This window comes from Rhodobacteraceae bacterium S2214 (assembly GCA_025141675.1).
In the GTDB taxonomy this organism is placed as follows: domain Bacteria; phylum Pseudomonadota; class Alphaproteobacteria; order Rhodobacterales; family Rhodobacteraceae; genus Yoonia.
The window spans coordinates 2,154,268-2,170,102 of record CP081161.1 but is presented as its reverse complement, the minus strand read 5'-3'; the positions used below and the strand labels follow the sequence as shown (position 1 = coordinate 2,170,102).

Here is a 15,835-nt window from a genome sequence, read left to right as displayed (position 1 = left end):
CTCTTTTATATCGTGTGCGCAGCGCGCTTAGCCTGCTGCAGCTGCTTTCAGCTGTGTGCGACGGTTGGACAGTTCTTCAGAAACGAGGAACGCAAGTTCCAAAGACTGAGACGCGTTCAAACGTGGATCGCAAGCAGTGTGATACCGATCGGCTAGGTTTTCGTCCGTCACCGCACGGACACCGCCTGTGCACTCAGTAACGTCTGCGCCGGTCATTTCGAAATGCACACCGCCCGGAATTGTACCTTCTGCGTTATGCACGCCGAAGAATTCCTTCACTTCACGCAGGACGCTATCGAATGGACGAGTTTTGTAGCCCGTTGACGATTTGATCGTGTTGCCGTGCATCGCATCACACGTCCAAGTCACGTTCGCACCTTCTTCCTGCACGGCTTTGATCAAGCGTGGCAGGTGTTCACCAACAGAGCCAGCACCGAAACGCGCGATGAGGGTCAAACGACCTTCTTCGTTGTGTGGGTTCAGCTTTGCCATCAGTGCCTTCAGGTGCCCTGTTGTCATGGTTGGACCGCATTTCAGACCGATCGGGTTTTGCACGCCAGAACAGAATTCAACATGCGCACCGTCAGGCTGACGTGTCCGGTCACCGATCCAGATCATGTGGCCGGAACCAGCCAGCATTTTGCCAGATGTTGAATCAACACGTGTCAGGGCTTCTTCATATTCCAGAAGTAGGGCTTCGTGGGATGTGTAGAATTCAACAGTGCTCAGCTCGTGGTTTGTTTCTGTTGAGATACCAGCCGCTTCCATGAAGGCCAGCGTATCTGAAATACGCTCTGCCATATCACGGTATTTTGCAGCGCCAGCCGCGTCTGTGAAGCCCAATGTCCACTGGTGGACTTTGTGCACGTCAGCGTAGCCGCCAGTTGAGAAAGCGCGCAGAAGGTTCAACGTTGCAGCAGCCTGCATGTAGGCCTGTGTCATGCGTTCTGGATCAGGCACACGTGCGGCTTCGGTGAAATCAAAACCGTTGATGATGTCGCCGCGGTAGCTTGGCAGTTCCACGCCATCGACTGTCTCTGTGTCTGCGGACCGTGGTTTCGCCATTTGGCCGGCCATGCGACCAACCTTTACGACAGGTACTTTTGCGCCGTATGTCAGCACCATCGCCATCTGCAGCATCACTTTGAACGTGTCGCGGATGCCGTCGGCTGAGAATTCAGCAAAGCTTTCCGCGCAATCCCCACCTTGCAGCAAGAACGCGTCGCCGCGTCCGCATGCTGCCAGATGATCGCGCAGACGGCGTGCTTCACCTGCAAATACCAATGGTGGATATGACGACAACCGCGCTTCGACAGCTTTCAAAGCCGCCGCGTCGGTATAGGTTGGCATTTGGATCCGGGGCTTGCTGCGCCAGTCCGTTTTTTGCCATGTCGTCATTGTCTCGCTCCAAATTCTATCAGTTTTTGCTACACGACCAAGATGATCGGTCTCTGCTTATACTGTGTAACGCCAAGGCTTCCAATGCCAAAGTCCCGCAATTGAGGGTGTCAAATGTCATCATCATGACGAAATGACTTGTCAGAGGCGCATTTTGTCGCAAAGGATGCCAGAACAACGACGATACAGGCGTGAAATATGAGCGTTTCTGACACCCCCACTTTGACGAATGACTTGGGCAAACCGAAACGGTTTGTGTTTGTTCTGCTCGATCAATTCACGATGCTTTGCTTTGCAAGTGCTGTTGAAAGTTTGCGCATTGCAAACCGGACAGCTGGCCAGCCGCTTTATGACTGGCGTTTTATCGGTGAAGACAGCGGGATGGCGACGTGTTCCAACGGGTGTTCGTTTCAGCTTGATGCCGATCTGGATGAGCTGAACCGCGACGATATCGTCATGATTTGCGGTGGCGTGAACATCCAAGCGGCCACAACGAAAAAGGTTCTGAATTGGGTGCGCCGTGAAGCAAGACGCGGTGTGACGATGGCCGGGCTGTGTACGGCTGGTTATACGTTGGCCAAAGCCGGATTGTTGGATGGTAAGAAAGCGACGATCCATTGGGAAAACCAAGACAGCTTTATCGAAGAATTCGAAGATATTGAACTGACGAAGTCGGTCTACGTGATTGATGGCAACCGGATCACCACGGCGGGCGGCACCGCATCTATTGATCTGATGCTCAAGATCATCGCCCAAGACCACGGCGAAGATTTGGCGAACGCGGTCGCCGATCAATTGATTTATTCGTCCATCCGCACCGACCAAGATACCCAACGTCTATCCGTTCCGACACGTATTGGTGTCCGGCATCCCAAGCTAAGCCGTGTCATTCAGATGATGGAAAAGAATATCGAAGAGCCGATCAGCCCTGCTGTGCTAGCAAAAGAAGTTGGCATGTCGACACGTCAACTAGAACGCTTGTTCCGGCGGTATCTGTCCCGCAGCCCCAAACGGTACTACATGGAACTAAGGTTAGGCCGTGCCCGTAACCTGTTGATGCAAACCGATATGACGGTGATTAACGTGGCCTTGGCCTGTGGTTTCGCGTCACCGTCGCATTTCTCGAAATGCTATCGGTCGCATTACAATACGACACCTTACCGCGAACGCGGAACGCAGGCGTCATCGCCCGTGTGATCGTCCGTGGGTCAGTATTTCCTGACCTTTACAGGTGCACCGTCACATTGAATGATCTTGGCATACACACTGCCACAGATTGGATTGCTCAATGCTGCGAAGCCGTTTGTTTATCAATAATCAAAGATTGAATGCCGCCGCCAACAATAATCCGGTGATCAGGCGTGGTGAGCCGGATCGCGATGCGGTTCGGTTGTTGCAACAAGCGTTGCGCGACCTGCAGGTCGCCACAATGCGGCGTTCCATCGGGGCCGACGGGATGTTCGACGGGGACTTTGGCGGGGAAACATTCCGCGCACTCAAAAGATTCCAGCACGATAATTCAGCCGGTGGTGCGACAGGCAATGGCACAGGCATTGCGGATCGCGAGACGTTGTTGTTGATGGACAGCCTGCTTGTTCCACTAAACATTGCCCCCTTAACGCCCACAACCGCCGCCGCCGCAGCCCCACCGGTCGAGACACCGGCCACATTAGCCCGCAGCACACCGAGATTGCCGACTGGTACACAACTGCGCCAGCAATACGGCGCATTCACAGCGGTTGGCGGCAAGCCTTGCCAACGCGGAATCACCCATCAATGTGCTATCCGCCTGACGATTGCATTGGCGCGGTGCAACATCGGCTTTCACCTGTCGCCAAGCCGCGTCGGGGAACTGTACGTCCATTCCCCCAATTCTGCGCTGTGCGGCGGTGGTTTGGAGGCGCACGATGCAAGTGCGCGCCGCGTCTTCAATTACATCTCGGGTTTTTGGAATTTCACGGCCTATAGCATCCACCGCAGCATGTCGGGCCGCGATATTTACTCGCGTATTCGCGACACACCCGCAATCATCTACTTTCACCGACTTAGCGGTGGAACCAATCACATCGACTTCTTCGATGGTGCGCGGATCATGAATGACGAACTAAATTATGCAGCCCCAGGAGAGCCGCGGCGCGGACGTCCCGATGCGACATTTCAGGCGACACGGCGTGCAATCCACGTTTTACCGCTGCTGCGCTAAAGTGTTTTCCGTCTAAAGCATGCGTCCCTTTTAGGAAAATCGCGCAATCTTGAGTGAACCTTACGTCAATCTGCCTTTCTACGGCATATCAGACGCGCTCCCCTTCCCTTTTTGAAATGCTCTGCGTAAACTTTTTGGCAGGATGACAAATACATCCACTAGGGAGACAAAAAATGAAAAATCTTTTGATGGCTTCAACAGCCATTGCAATGACTGCTGGTGCGGCTTTTGCTGAAGACGTAAAAATTGGTGTGATCCTCGGTTTTACCGGTCCACTTGAATCCATCACACCTGCGATGGGTGCTGGTGCTGAACTCGCCATGGCTGAAGTCAGCGAATCCGGCGCATTGCTCGACGGTTCAACCGTCACATCAGTACGCGGCGATTCCACATGTATCGATGCGGGTGCGGCGACAACTGCTGCAGAACGTTTGATCACAGCCGAAGGCGTGAACGCCATCATGGGCGCTGATTGTTCCGGCGTCACAGGTGCTATCCTGTCCAACGTGGCACTGCCAAACGGCACAGTGATGATTTCGCCATCCGCGACATCACCGGGCCTCTCCACAGCAGAAGACAACGGTCTGTTCTTCCGCACAGCCCCGTCTGACGCACGTCAGGGCGTGATCATCACAGAAATCCTGCAAGATCGCGGCATTTCCGAAGTTGCTTTGACATACACAAACAACGACTACGGCAAGGGTCTTGCTGATGCGTTCCAAGGTGCTTTTGAGGCAGCTGGCGGCACGGTGACAATCTCTGCCGCACACGAAGACGGCAAAGCTGACTACGCGGCTGAAGTTGGTGCATTGGCATCCGCTGGCGGCGAAGTTCTGGTTGTTGCGGGCTACGTTGACCAAGGCGGTTCCGGCGTTGTGCGCGGTGCGCTTGATTCTGGCGCGTTTGACACGTTCTACTTCCCAGACGGCATGGTTGGCGCAAAGCTGAACGAAAACTTCGGTGAGGAACTGAACGGTTCTTACGGCGCATACCCGGGTACTGACAACGCAGGTGCTGGCAAGTTTGTTGAACTGGCTGAAGCTGCTGGCTTTGACGGTACAGGCGCATTCGCACCTGAATCTTATGACGCTGCTGCCCTGATCATGTTGGCGATGCAAGCGGCTGGGTCTTCTGATTCTGCTGACTTCAAAGATCACGTGATGGACGTCGCAAACGCACCGGGCGTTGAAATCATGCCGGGTGAACTAGCCAAAGGTCTTGAACTGATCGCAGCTGGCGAAGACATCGACTACGTTGGTGCATCCGCTGTTGAACTGATCGGACCGGGTGAATCTGCTGGTAACTACCAAGAGATCGAATTCGCTGACGGCGAATATTCCACCATCGGTTACCGTTAATCGGACTTGAAACACTGGGACGGTGCGGGTTTATCCCGCGCCGCCCCATACGATAAGACACGCTGATTGCGTGGGTAGGTGGGGATCATGATCGTCGTAGAGAATTTGGTGAAAACCTTTGGTGGTTTTCGCGCTGTTGATGGTGCGTCGTTGGAAATCGGCGAAGGGACAATTACAGGATTGATCGGCCCGAACGGAGCCGGAAAAACCACGCTTTTCAATGTGATCGCGGGCGTACATGAACCAACTGCGGGTCGTGTGACAATGGCGGGTGAAGATATCACAGGCCTGCCGCCGCATAAATTATTTCATAAAGGGTTGCTGCGGACCTTTCAAATCGCACATGAATTTTCATCCATGACTGTTCGCGAAAACCTAATGATGGTGCCCGGTGCCCAATCAGGTGAAACGCTCTGGAACGCATGGTTTGGGCGCCGCGGCATCGCCGAAGAAGAACGAGCGTTAGGCGCGAAAGCCGATGAAGTTCTCGAATTCCTCACAATTGATCATCTGACCCATGAAAAAGCGGGCAACTTGTCCGGTGGACAGAAGAAGCTGTTGGAACTTGGCCGGACGATGATGGTCGATGCCAAAATTGTGTTCCTCGACGAAGTCGGGGCTGGCGTGAATCGTACCCTGCTGAACACAATTGGTGATGCGATCATCCGATTGAATAAAGAACGCGGCTACACCTTCGTCGTCATCGAACACGACATGGATTTCATCGAACGGCTTTGCGATCCGGTTATTTGTATGGCCGAAGGCAAGGTGCTCGCTGAAGGCACACTGGCAGAGATCAAAGCAAATGAACAAGTGATCGAGGCCTATTTGGGCACTGGATTGAAGAACAAAGACAAGCTGGCTGCAACGTGATCGGGTGCGCAGTGGATTGTTTTGGACAGATGAAATTGGAAGCACGACATGTCTGAGCCGTTTTTGATTGGCGATACAATGACCGGCGGCTACGGCAAAGGCCCTGATATTCTGCACGGCTGTACCATTGCCGTCGAAAAGGGCGAAATTGCTGTGATCGTGGGGCCGAATGGCGCGGGTAAATCCACGGCGATGAAGGCTGTGTTCGGGATGCTGAACGTGCATTCCGGATCCGTGCGTCTGGATGGTGAGGATATCACCAGCCTGTCCCCGCAAGACCGCGTGATCAAGGGCATGGGGTTTGTGCCGCAGGTTCGCAATATATTCCCGTCGATGACTGTTGAAGAAAACCTTGAAATGGGTGGGTTCATCCGCACGGACGATATCAAGCCGACGATGGAACAGATCTATGATCTGTTTCCGATCCTGCGCGATAAACGTGATCAAGCCGCGGGCGAATTGTCTGGTGGTCAACGTCAGCAGGTTGCTGTTGGTCGGGCGTTGATGACCCAGCCCAAGGTTTTGATGCTAGATGAGCCGACAGCGGGTGTATCACCTATCGTCATGGACGAATTGTTCGACCGGATCATCGAAGTCGCCCGCACAGGTATCCCCATTCTGATGGTGGAACAGAACGCGCGGCAAGCGCTTGAAATCGCGGATAAAGCCTATGTTCTGGTACAGGGGCGCAATGCGCATACAGGTACGGGTAAAGAACTACTGGCCAACCCCGAAGTCCGCGCGAGTTTCTTGGGCGGATGATGGTGAAAGCGGTATCAGCAATGGCGATGGCAGCGGGTCCGGTATCGGCCGAGACTGTGCTGTGTGATATGCAAGGTGCGGCTTTGGATTTCTTCATAGATCGCAACCACTTTGCCGCCCCCGTTGATGCTAATGAACCACCGCGCCGTGCGGCGACTGTGGTGTCATATGGTACGCAGCAATTCCCAGCGACCCCGTTTCTAATCGGGGACACACGCGGATTTGAGGCCGAGGGGCTAGGCGGAACAACAACACTTTTTGTGATGCAACCGAATGGCGATGCTGTGGTCAGCAACAGCCTTGCCGGCACGCGGCTCACAGGAAAATGCACCATCCGAAAGGATGAGAAATGACGACGAAGGGTCTGATTTAATGGACTATTTAAACGCGCTAGTCGCATTGGCGAATTTTGTGATCGTACCGGGGCTGGCCTATGGTGCCCAGCTTGCGATCGGCGCTTTGGGCGTCACGATGATCTACGGTATTTTGCGATTTTCAAACTTTGCCCATGGCGACACGATGGCATTCGGGACCGCGATCACCATCCTTTTCACATGGCTGTTTCAGTCTTGGGGCATCTCATTGGGGCCGTTGCCGACCGCCCTTCTTGCTCTACCGTTCGGGATCGCGGGTTGTGCGTTGTTGCTGCTTGGCACGGACAAAGTGGTCTACAAGTTCTACCGCGCTCAGAAAGCCAAGCCTGTGATCCTTGTGATTGTGTCGCTTGGTGTGATGTTTGTGATGAACGGCATCGTACGCTTCGTGATCGGCGTCCGCGATATTCGGTTTGCAGATGGCGAACGATTCATCATTTCCGCCCGTGATTTCAAGGAGATGACAGGCCTGCGCGAAGGTTTGGCGATTAAATCCACGCAGGCGATTACGCTTGTCGTTGCGATCATCGTCATGGCGCTGTTGTTCTACTTCCTCAACAAAACGCGCACGGGTAAATCCATGCGGGCCTTTTCCGATAATGAGGATCTCGCGCTGCTGTCCGGCATTAATCCAGAACGGGTTGTGATGGTCACATGGTTGATCGTTGCTGCCTTGGCCACGACTGCGGGTGTGTTGTACGGTTTGGATAAGTCTTTCAAAGCGTTCACCTATTTCCAACTGCTTCTTCCCATATTCGCCTCTGCGATCGTCGGCGGGATTGGTAATCCAGTGGGCGCGATTGCTGGTGGTTTCACAATCGCCTTTGCAGAGGTGACGATCACTTACGCTTGGAAAAAGATCCTTGTCTACATCATGCCCGAGAACCTCGAGCCCGATGGGCTCGTCCAGTTGATGTCCACCGATTACAAATTTGCCGTCAGCTTTGCGATCCTGATCATCGTGCTGCTGTTCAAACCGACCGGCCTGTTTAAGGGGCAATCGATATGAGCCTTTCATTGCGTAACACATTCCTCGTTTTGTTTGTCGCAGGGCTATACCTGCTGGAAGGCACAACCGAGTTCTGGATTTTCAGTGGATCGCCGGATTCCGCGCTTAAGATGCTGAATTTCGCCCTCATCGCTGCGATCATGGCGCTTGGCGTCAACCTGCAGTGGGGTTTTGCTGGTTTGTTCAATGTCGGGATTATGGGCTTTGTGGCCTTGGGAGGCTTGGCGGCCGTTCTGATTTCGATGCCACCAACCGAAGGCGCGATGGCCGCAGGTGGCTGGCGCGTGTTGCTAGGTCTGCTTATGGGCGCTGCGACGATTGTGCTGACGGTCCTTGCCCGTGCAAAAATGGCGCCGGGCCACGTGCGGACACTGACCACACTTGGCATTCTCGTCGTCGGGTTCTTCGTGTTTCGTTGGGTGTTTGACGGCGGTGTTGCGGGTGTTGAGGCGATCAATCCTGCATCGACAGGCAACATCGGTGGTCTGAATTTTGGTGGTGAAAACTACAAAGACTACGGTTGGATGGCGATTGTTGCTTGGCCTGTTGGTGGTCTGTTCGCAGCTGGTGCCGCTTGGGTCATTGGCAAGACAGCGCTTGGGCTGCGGTCAGACTATTTGGCGATTGCGACCTTGGGCATTGCCGAGATTATTCTTGCCGTCATCAAGAACGAAGACTGGTTGTCGCGCGGCGTGAAGAACGTCACCGGCCTGCCCCGTCCCGTGCCTTACGAGATCGATCTGCAAAGTGATCCGACCTTTATTGAACGCGCTGCAAGCTGGGGTCTTGATCCTGTCACAGCGTCCACGTTGTGGGTCAAGGTTGGGTATTCATTGATCTTTACCGTGTTCTTGGTTGTGCTGTTAGTATTGGCCCAACTGGCGCTGAGTTCTCCGTGGGGCCGCATGATGCGCGCGATCCGCGACAACGAAACCGCAGCTGAAGCGATGGGTAAAAACGTCACCGCACGGCATTTGCAGATTTTCATCCTTGGGTCCGCGATTTGCGGCATTGCTGGCGCGATGATGGTCACGATTGATGGTCAGTTGACGCCAACGTCATATCAACCCCTGCGTTTTACGTTCCTGATCTGGGTGATGGTGATCGTTGGTGGGTCCGGTAACAACTTTGGTGCCGTGCTTGGCGGTTTCCTGATCTGGTGGCTTTGGGTCATGGTTGAACCTTTGGGGCTTTGGGTCGCGGAAGTTACTACTGCTGGCCTTGATCCGACAAACTGGTTCGCTGTGCGTATGTCCGAATTTGGGGCGCATATGCGGCTGTTGACCATGGGTGTTGTGATGCTGTTGGTTTTGCGGTTTAGCCCGCGTGGTTTGATGCCCGAAAAGTAGTGGCAACCAAGGAGTGGTCCTTGGTTTCACGAGGCGTTACAAGGCCCGAAGCAAATAACGTTAAGGGTTACACATGGCGCTCGTTTTTCGGTGGCTGATGCGGTTCATTACTGGGCTGATTGCGTTGTGTGTGGTCGTTTTTGTCCTCGCCTATTACTTCGCGTCCAGGTCATTGCCGGAATACACAGCTGACGAAGCCGTCTCCGGCATCATCGCGCCGATTGAAATCGTGCGCGATAACGCGAATGTGCCGCATATCTTTGGCGAAAACGACGCGGATGTGTATTTCGCGCTCGGCTATGCCCATGCCCAAGATCGTATGTGGCAGATGACGATGCTGCGCCGCACGGCACAGGGTCGGTTGTCCGAATTGTTCGGGGAACGGACGCTGCCGATTGATAAGTTGCTGCGCCACCTCGACCTTTACCGGACCGCGATTGATTCCGTTGAAGATCAGGACGACCAGACCCGTGTCGCGCTTGATGCCTATGCTGACGGCGTAAACGCTTGGCTGGGTAAAGTGAGTGAAGGCGCACGAGGCCGCGGTGCGCCCGAGATGTGGATGTTCAACCATGCGATAGCGCCGTGGCAGCCGGCAGACAGCATTGCGGTGATCAAACTGATGGCATTGCAACTGTCGTCGCATCTTGAGAACGAAGTTTTGCGGGCCCGCACATCGTTGATGTTGCCGCCTGATCGGGTCGTCGACATCCTGCCCGATGATCCCGGGATGGGCATTGCGATGTTGCCCGAATATGCGTCCCTTGTCCCAAATGTCCCGCGCTATGCCGCGAACACGCGTGCGCCGTTTGATCCGTTGTCCCCTGTCAAACCAGCCCCATTGGCAGGTGCGTCGAATGCTTGGGCTGCCGGACCAACACGATCGGCGACGGGCGGTACTTTGCTTGCGAATGACCCGCATCTTGGACTAACCGCACCGACCGTCTGGTATCTGGCGCGGCTTGAGCTTGCGTCGGGCGGTGTGATCGGTGGCACGATCCCGGGGGTTCCCGCTGTGATGACTGGCCGGAGTGATCAAATTGGTTGGGGGATCACGTCCAGCTACCTCGATGATCAGGATTTGTTCATCGAAGAGGTTAACCCCGATGATCGCAGCGAATACCGGACGCCGGGTGGCTGGGCGCCCTTCACAACACGCGACAGCATCATCAACGTCCGTGAAGGATCAGCTGTAACTGTCCGCTTGCGCGCGACAGAGAACGGGCCGGTTATTCCAGCTGATCAGTTCGACCTGTCGACTATCACGCCGCCGGGGCATGTCGTATCATTGGCGTGGACAGCATTGTCGCGCGATGACACCACGATGTCCGCCGCGATCAAAATGATGCAGGCTAAGAACATAGCGGACGCTTTTGAAGCTGCAGAAGATTACGTCGCGCCGTCGCAGAACCTAACGGTCGCAGATCGCACACGGATTGGGCTAAAGACCATTGGCGCGATCCCTGCCCGTACACCCAACCATCAAAGCCAAGGCCGCCTGCCAAGCTTCGGTTATATCGATGCAAACCGCTGGTATGGCCGACTGCCGTATGCCGATAATCCTGAATTCACCGATCCGTCAGGTGATATCTTGGGTAACACAAACAACAAAACCTCAGATGCCCCGTTTCCGAACCATGTGTCTTACGTGTGGGGCGACACCCAGCGGATCAAACGGTGGCAACGTCTGATGCAAGCGCGCGAAGTGCATACCCGTGAAAGCTTCATCGAGGCGCAGTTGGATACCGTCAGCTATACCGCGCGATCACTGCTTCCTTTGATGGGCGCTGATCTATGGTTCACAGGTGAAGCAGCCCCTGATGGCACACCTGAACGCCGCAGACAGCAAGCGTTAGAGCTGTTGGCCGCGTGGAACGGGGAAATGAACGAACACCTGCCCGAACCATTGATTTACGCCGCTTGGCTGCGTGAATTGCACAAGCGTCTGACACGCGATGAATTGGGGCCTCTTGCATCTGAGTTCACCCATGCAGACCCCGTGTTTATTGAACGCGTTTTCCGCGACATCGACGGCGCATCTGTATGGTGTGACGTTGTACAATCTGCACCTGTTGAGACCTGCACCGATATTTCACGCCTAGCCCTTGATGACGCGCTGATCTGGATTGATGAAAACCACGGAACAACAGTCGCCGCGCTACGTTGGGGGGATGCCCACCAAGCCACACACGATCATCCAGTTCTGGGGAATGTGCCGCTGCTCAGTTGGTTTGTGAACATCCGGCAGTCGACCTCTGGCGGTGATAATACCTTGCAACGGGGCAAAACGTCGGGCACCGGACCGAACCCATTCCAGAACGTGCATGCGGCGGGGTATCGCGGTGTCTATGACTTTGCCGATCCCGATAGTTCGGTCTTTGTCAGCGCCACGGGTCAATCAGGGCACCCGCTATCGCGCTATTACGACAACATGGGTGAACTATGGCGGCGTGGTGAATACGTGCCAATGTCGCTTGATCCGGCACTTGCACGGGCGGCGGCGGTAGGTGTGACGTCTCTGACACCAACGGGGCAGTAGTCTTATCAAGTTATTAAGACCGCCAAGCTATCTGGAATGGATGACTTGGTTAGACAAATTGATGCCGCGGCTCGTGGCGGGTTTTGCGATAAAATCCTTACGGGATCTTTTACTGAAGCTGATCCTGTTCTGCGCGCTTGTGACTGCGGTATCTTATCTGTCCAATGTCGACCTGTTTTCAAGCGTTGGCGCGTTGGGCTGGGCGTCTGAATTTTGGCTTATCATACTTGCGGCGGCACCTGTGCTGGTCTTCCAAATGAGCGTCGTGACATATCTAAGCCATCTGCAACGCCGCCTTGAAGGAGCTGAATTGCGCGACCCGCTGACTGGTTTGCCAAATCGTCTTGCGTTCATCAACCGGAGCAAAACGATGCGATTGCTATACCCGCAAGGAGTTATGGCACTGTTTGACGCGGATAATTTCGAACGTATCAACGACGCCTACGGTCATGCGTTCGGCGATCAGTGTTTGCGTCAGATAGCCGAAGTCCTGCGTAAGAATACGACGGATCAAGATGTGATCAGCAGGCTAAGCGGCACAGAATTCGCGGCTTTCATTCCGGTCCAGTCAAAGACTGATGTCAGAGCATTGTGCGATACGATGTCTGATGAGATATCGCTAAAGGCACTACAAACGCATGCGATGGGGGGCCGCAGCGTTCGGTTAACGATGTCTATCGGTGTAGTCCAAGCCGGTCCGCATCATCCCATCGATCTGTTGCTTAGTCGTGCGGATACGGCACTTTACAGCGCAAAAGATGCTGGCCACGGACGAATTGTGCATTGGAAAGACGTGCCGTCCACCATGCGGCAGGCATCGTGATCAAAGACGCGAGAACCGTGCTTTTTGCAGCGATGTCCAGAAAACCGTCAGCTTGTACCCATCGTCCGTCTGGGTATCATCGGTGACAATTCCCTGATCAAACAACCAAGCGCGTTCGCGCCCCTGTGCGAAGCTGAGTTCAAGCACGGCTTCACTGCGCGGGTCTTTCAGTTTGCTGGCAAGATCATCCAGCAGACCCGCCATTCCTTCGCCAGTGATCGCTGATACCGCGTAGAGATCATCGGTGCGGTCTGCCGTTTTGATCATCGCTTCGCGGGCTTCGTCGTCAACGCGATCAATCTTGTTCCACACTTCGATCAGCGGTGACCCTTCGGCGACGCCAAGTGATTCAAGAATTTGCATGACATCGTGGGATTGTTCTTCGCTTTGCGCATGCGAAATATCGCGGACATGCACAATCAGATCGGCGTCCAACACTTCTTCCAAGGTGGCGCGGAACGCGGCAACAAGTTCGGTCGGCAAGTCACTGATAAAACCCACGGTATCCGACATGATGACATCGTCACCGGACGGCAAAGTAATTTTGCGCATGGTGGGATCGAGCGTGGCAAATAACATGTCTTTCGCAAAAACTTCCGCACCGGTCAGTTTGTTGAACAGCGTTGATTTGCCTGCGTTGGTGTAGCCCACAAGGGCTACAATCGGGAATGGCACCTTCGCGCGCCCTGCCCTGTGCAAGGTGCGGGTTTTCACAACCTTATCAAGATTTTGCCGCAAGGCCTTCAACTGCATATCAATGGCGCGACGGTCGGCTTCGATCTGGGTTTCCCCCGGACCACCGACGAACCCAAGACCACCACGTTGGCGTTCAAGGTGGGTCCAAGCACGGACAAGTCGCGTTCGCTGATACGACAGCGCGGCCATTTCAACCTGTAAAACACCTTCAGCGGTGCGCGCACGATCGCTAAAGATTTCGAGGATCAGACCTGTGCGGTCCAGCAGTTTCACGTCCCACGCTTTTTCAAGGTTGCGCTGCTGCACGGGGCTAACTGGGCCATCCACAAGTACGAGCTCGACTTCCGCTAATTTGATCCGTTGCTTCAGTTCTTCGATCTTGCCTTTGCCGAACAACATACCCGCATGCATTTTTGGCAGGCGCACAACTTCAGACCCGACCACTTGAAGGTCAGGCAAAGCTGCGGCCAAAGACACCGCTTCTTCCAAAGCGGGTTCAGCCAATCGGCGTGAATGGTTTGACTTTACGTCTGGGTGCAGCACCCAAGCCCGTGTAATGGGCCGGTCGTGTTCAAGCAAAGTTACTCTTCGCCTTCATAAAGTGAAATCGGCTGCGCTGGCATGATCGTTGAGATCGCGCTTTTGTAGACCAGTTGTGACTGACCATCACGACGCAGAAGTACGCAGAAGCTATCGAACCAAGTAATCACGCCCTGAAGCTTGACCCCGTTCACCAGAAATATGGTGACAGGTACTTTCGCCTTACGCACGTTGTTCAGGAAAGCGTCTTGCAGGTTGGCTTTATCTGAGGCCATAGGTGAACCCTTTATTGTTATTATGGCCACGCGTGGCCGTCCTCATCTTCGTTAATGGCAGTATGTCCTGCGCTACGAAATTGTTAAACCCCCGAAATTGAGGGCCGTCTTTGATTAGTTCCGCCAGATTTCTGGATTAAACAATGCAATAATCGCTAACGTTTCCAGCCGACCCAATACCATTGCCATGGCAAGAATGACTTTGGCGAGGTCTGGGATGCCGGAATACGCAATTGGTGTCTCTGCGGCCACAATCGCTAAGGGGCCTGTCGTGGAAAGCGCCGAAACGGCAAGAACCATAGCGGTTTCGAATTGCACGCCGGTCAAGGACAACAAAACCATCACCGCCGCGATGCTGACGCAGAACAGCATGAAGAAGATCCACGAAATATACGCGCCTTTCCGTCTGATACGGCGGGCTTCGCGGCCGCCACCGCCTACGGAAGATGGATGGACCAAACGTTCGAGTTCGCGGCCACTGTGACGATACAACGCATACACACGCAGCAGTTTGATGCCGCCAGCCGTTGTGGCCACCCCGCCACCGATCAAGGCGAGGCCTGCCAGTAATAGTCCTGGAGTCGGCAATCCTGTCCAGTTGGTTGTTTCCACCCAATCTGCCGACTCAAAACCAGTGGTCGTCAAAAACGATGCAACGGTAAACAGTGCCCCCCAGATCGCCTGAAAGCTATCGCCAAGTTCGGTCTGGGTGGTTTCATCGATGGCCGCAACAAAATGGCGTAGAAATAGGAACGCCGATGCCAGAACAATTAGGGTGATACCGATGCGAAATTCGGGATCATGGAACCAGCCTTCATCGTTTTCACCAGCGAGCCCTTTGCTAAAGACAAGGCGGCTAATTGCGATCACGAAGAAACAAAAGACCAGCACTTCGCCCCAGAACCCTGAAGCGGCGTAATAGAAACCGCCAATTGGCGTGATCCCTGACGTGGATAGCACCGCCATTGCATGGCAAAGGGCCACGTAGGAATATTCCCCAAGCAGCGTCAGACCGCCCCAAAGAGCGACAGTCAGCATCACGTAAAGTGGCGTCAGTTGCAGCGCATAGCGTGTCAATCGTTCGCCCGCATCAACCGCACGGGCTTCTTGTGCGGCACCATAAGCGGTTCCCCTGCCCGCGACCGACGTCGCACGCACTTCGAAACCGCCAAGGTTCATTGGTGCGAAGATCGAAATCGCTGCGATCCAAACCAAGAGCCCGCCAAGCCACCCGACAAGCGACCGCCATAGGTGCAGCGCTGGCGTCAGTTGGCCCGCGTTATCGTAAAGTGTCGCCCCCGTGGTTGTCAGGCTCGACACCATTTCGAACCACGCGTTGAGGATCGTTGTGTTTCCGACAGCCTCGTAGAACGGAATAGCCAACATAAACGGAAGGACTGTGAACGCCGCAAGCAGCGACAAAAGCTGGCTGCGCGCCACGTTCTTTGGTTCATAGCCCGCGGTGGCCAGCCCCATGACAAGCGTCAGCGTGCCGAACAGAATGAAACCATAGAAGAAGACACGCATGGTGACGTAATCCCCCAACGACAGGCCAAAGCCCGCGGGGACGATCATCGCCAACGACCCGATCCCCATCAGGATGACGAAAAATGGAACGCGGGACAGGCTTTTTATC

At 54.6% G+C, this 15,835-nt stretch carries 14 protein-coding genes; 10 read left to right on the top strand and 4 right to left on the bottom strand.

What is annotated here, in order from left to right:
- Positions 1 to 27: 27 nt before the first annotated feature.
- Positions 28 to 1,398, bottom strand: a complete 1,371-nt coding sequence (locus K3729_10830; GenBank protein UWQ97967.1) for a 3-deoxy-7-phosphoheptulonate synthase class II — start codon at positions 1,396 to 1,398, stop codon at positions 28 to 30.
- Between the two features lie 198 nt (positions 1,399 to 1,596).
- Here K3729_10830 and K3729_10825 point away from each other — a divergent pair, with 198 nt between their 5' ends.
- From K3729_10825 to K3729_10780, 10 genes are all read left to right on the top strand, one after another.
- A complete protein-coding gene (locus tag K3729_10825) occupies positions 1,597 to 2,595 on the top strand; it encodes a GlxA family transcriptional regulator (protein UWQ97966.1) in 999 nt (332 codons plus the stop codon).
- A gap of 91 nt (positions 2,596 to 2,686) precedes the next feature.
- The gene (locus K3729_10820; GenBank protein ID UWQ97965.1) at positions 2,687 to 3,601 is read left to right on the top strand and encodes a peptidoglycan-binding protein; all 915 of its coding nucleotides are present in this window, start codon (positions 2,687 to 2,689) and stop codon (positions 3,599 to 3,601) included.
- A gap of 173 nt (positions 3,602 to 3,774) precedes the next feature.
- Positions 3,775 to 4,959 carry an ABC transporter substrate-binding protein gene (locus K3729_10815; GenBank protein UWQ97964.1) on the top strand — a complete coding sequence of 395 codons (1,185 nt, stop codon included), beginning with the start codon at positions 3,775 to 3,777 and terminating at the stop codon, positions 4,957 to 4,959.
- A gap of 87 nt (positions 4,960 to 5,046) precedes the next feature.
- The gene (locus K3729_10810; GenBank protein ID UWQ97963.1) at positions 5,047 to 5,832 is read left to right on the top strand and encodes an ABC transporter ATP-binding protein; all 786 of its coding nucleotides are present in this window, start codon (positions 5,047 to 5,049) and stop codon (positions 5,830 to 5,832) included.
- A 48-nt stretch (positions 5,833 to 5,880) separates the two neighbouring features.
- The gene (locus K3729_10805; protein UWQ97962.1) at positions 5,881 to 6,594 is read left to right on the top strand and encodes an ABC transporter ATP-binding protein; all 714 of its coding nucleotides are present in this window, start codon (positions 5,881 to 5,883) and stop codon (positions 6,592 to 6,594) included.
- Between the two features lie 20 nt (positions 6,595 to 6,614).
- Positions 6,615 to 6,947, top strand: coding sequence for a hypothetical protein (locus K3729_10800; protein ID UWQ97961.1), 333 nt, complete (start codon positions 6,615 to 6,617; stop codon positions 6,945 to 6,947).
- Between the two features lie 19 nt (positions 6,948 to 6,966).
- On the top strand, positions 6,967 to 7,977 hold the full coding sequence (locus K3729_10795; protein ID UWQ97960.1) for a branched-chain amino acid ABC transporter permease: 1,011 nt from the start codon (positions 6,967 to 6,969) through the stop codon (positions 7,975 to 7,977).
- Positions 7,974 to 9,326, top strand: coding sequence for a branched-chain amino acid ABC transporter permease (locus K3729_10790; protein ID UWQ97959.1), 1,353 nt, complete (start codon positions 7,974 to 7,976; stop codon positions 9,324 to 9,326). Before K3729_10795 ends, K3729_10790 begins: the two co-directional genes overlap by 4 nt.
- A gap of 73 nt (positions 9,327 to 9,399) precedes the next feature.
- The gene (locus K3729_10785; protein ID UWQ97958.1) at positions 9,400 to 11,865 is read left to right on the top strand and encodes a penicillin acylase family protein; all 2,466 of its coding nucleotides are present in this window, start codon (positions 9,400 to 9,402) and stop codon (positions 11,863 to 11,865) included.
- A 40-nt stretch (positions 11,866 to 11,905) separates the two neighbouring features.
- Complete coding sequence (locus tag K3729_10780; GenBank protein ID UWQ97957.1) at positions 11,906 to 12,688, top strand: GGDEF domain-containing protein; 783 nt, start codon at positions 11,906 to 11,908, stop codon at positions 12,686 to 12,688.
- Here K3729_10780 and hflX read toward each other — a convergent pair whose 3' ends face one another.
- From hflX to K3729_10765, 3 genes are all read right to left on the bottom strand, one after another.
- Positions 12,689 to 13,927: a GTPase HflX gene (gene hflX / locus K3729_10775; protein UWR01021.1), complete on the bottom strand. Its 1,239-nt coding sequence runs from the start codon at positions 13,925 to 13,927 to the stop codon at positions 12,689 to 12,691.
- A 38-nt stretch (positions 13,928 to 13,965) separates the two neighbouring features.
- Entirely contained in the window at positions 13,966 to 14,199 is a 234-nt protein-coding gene (gene hfq / locus K3729_10770) for an RNA chaperone Hfq (protein ID UWQ97956.1), read from the bottom strand.
- A 114-nt stretch (positions 14,200 to 14,313) separates the two neighbouring features.
- Positions 14,314 to 15,834, bottom strand: coding sequence for a TrkH family potassium uptake protein (locus K3729_10765; GenBank protein UWR01020.1), 1,521 nt, complete (start codon positions 15,832 to 15,834; stop codon positions 14,314 to 14,316).
- Between the last annotated feature and the right edge of the window lies 1 nt (position 15,835).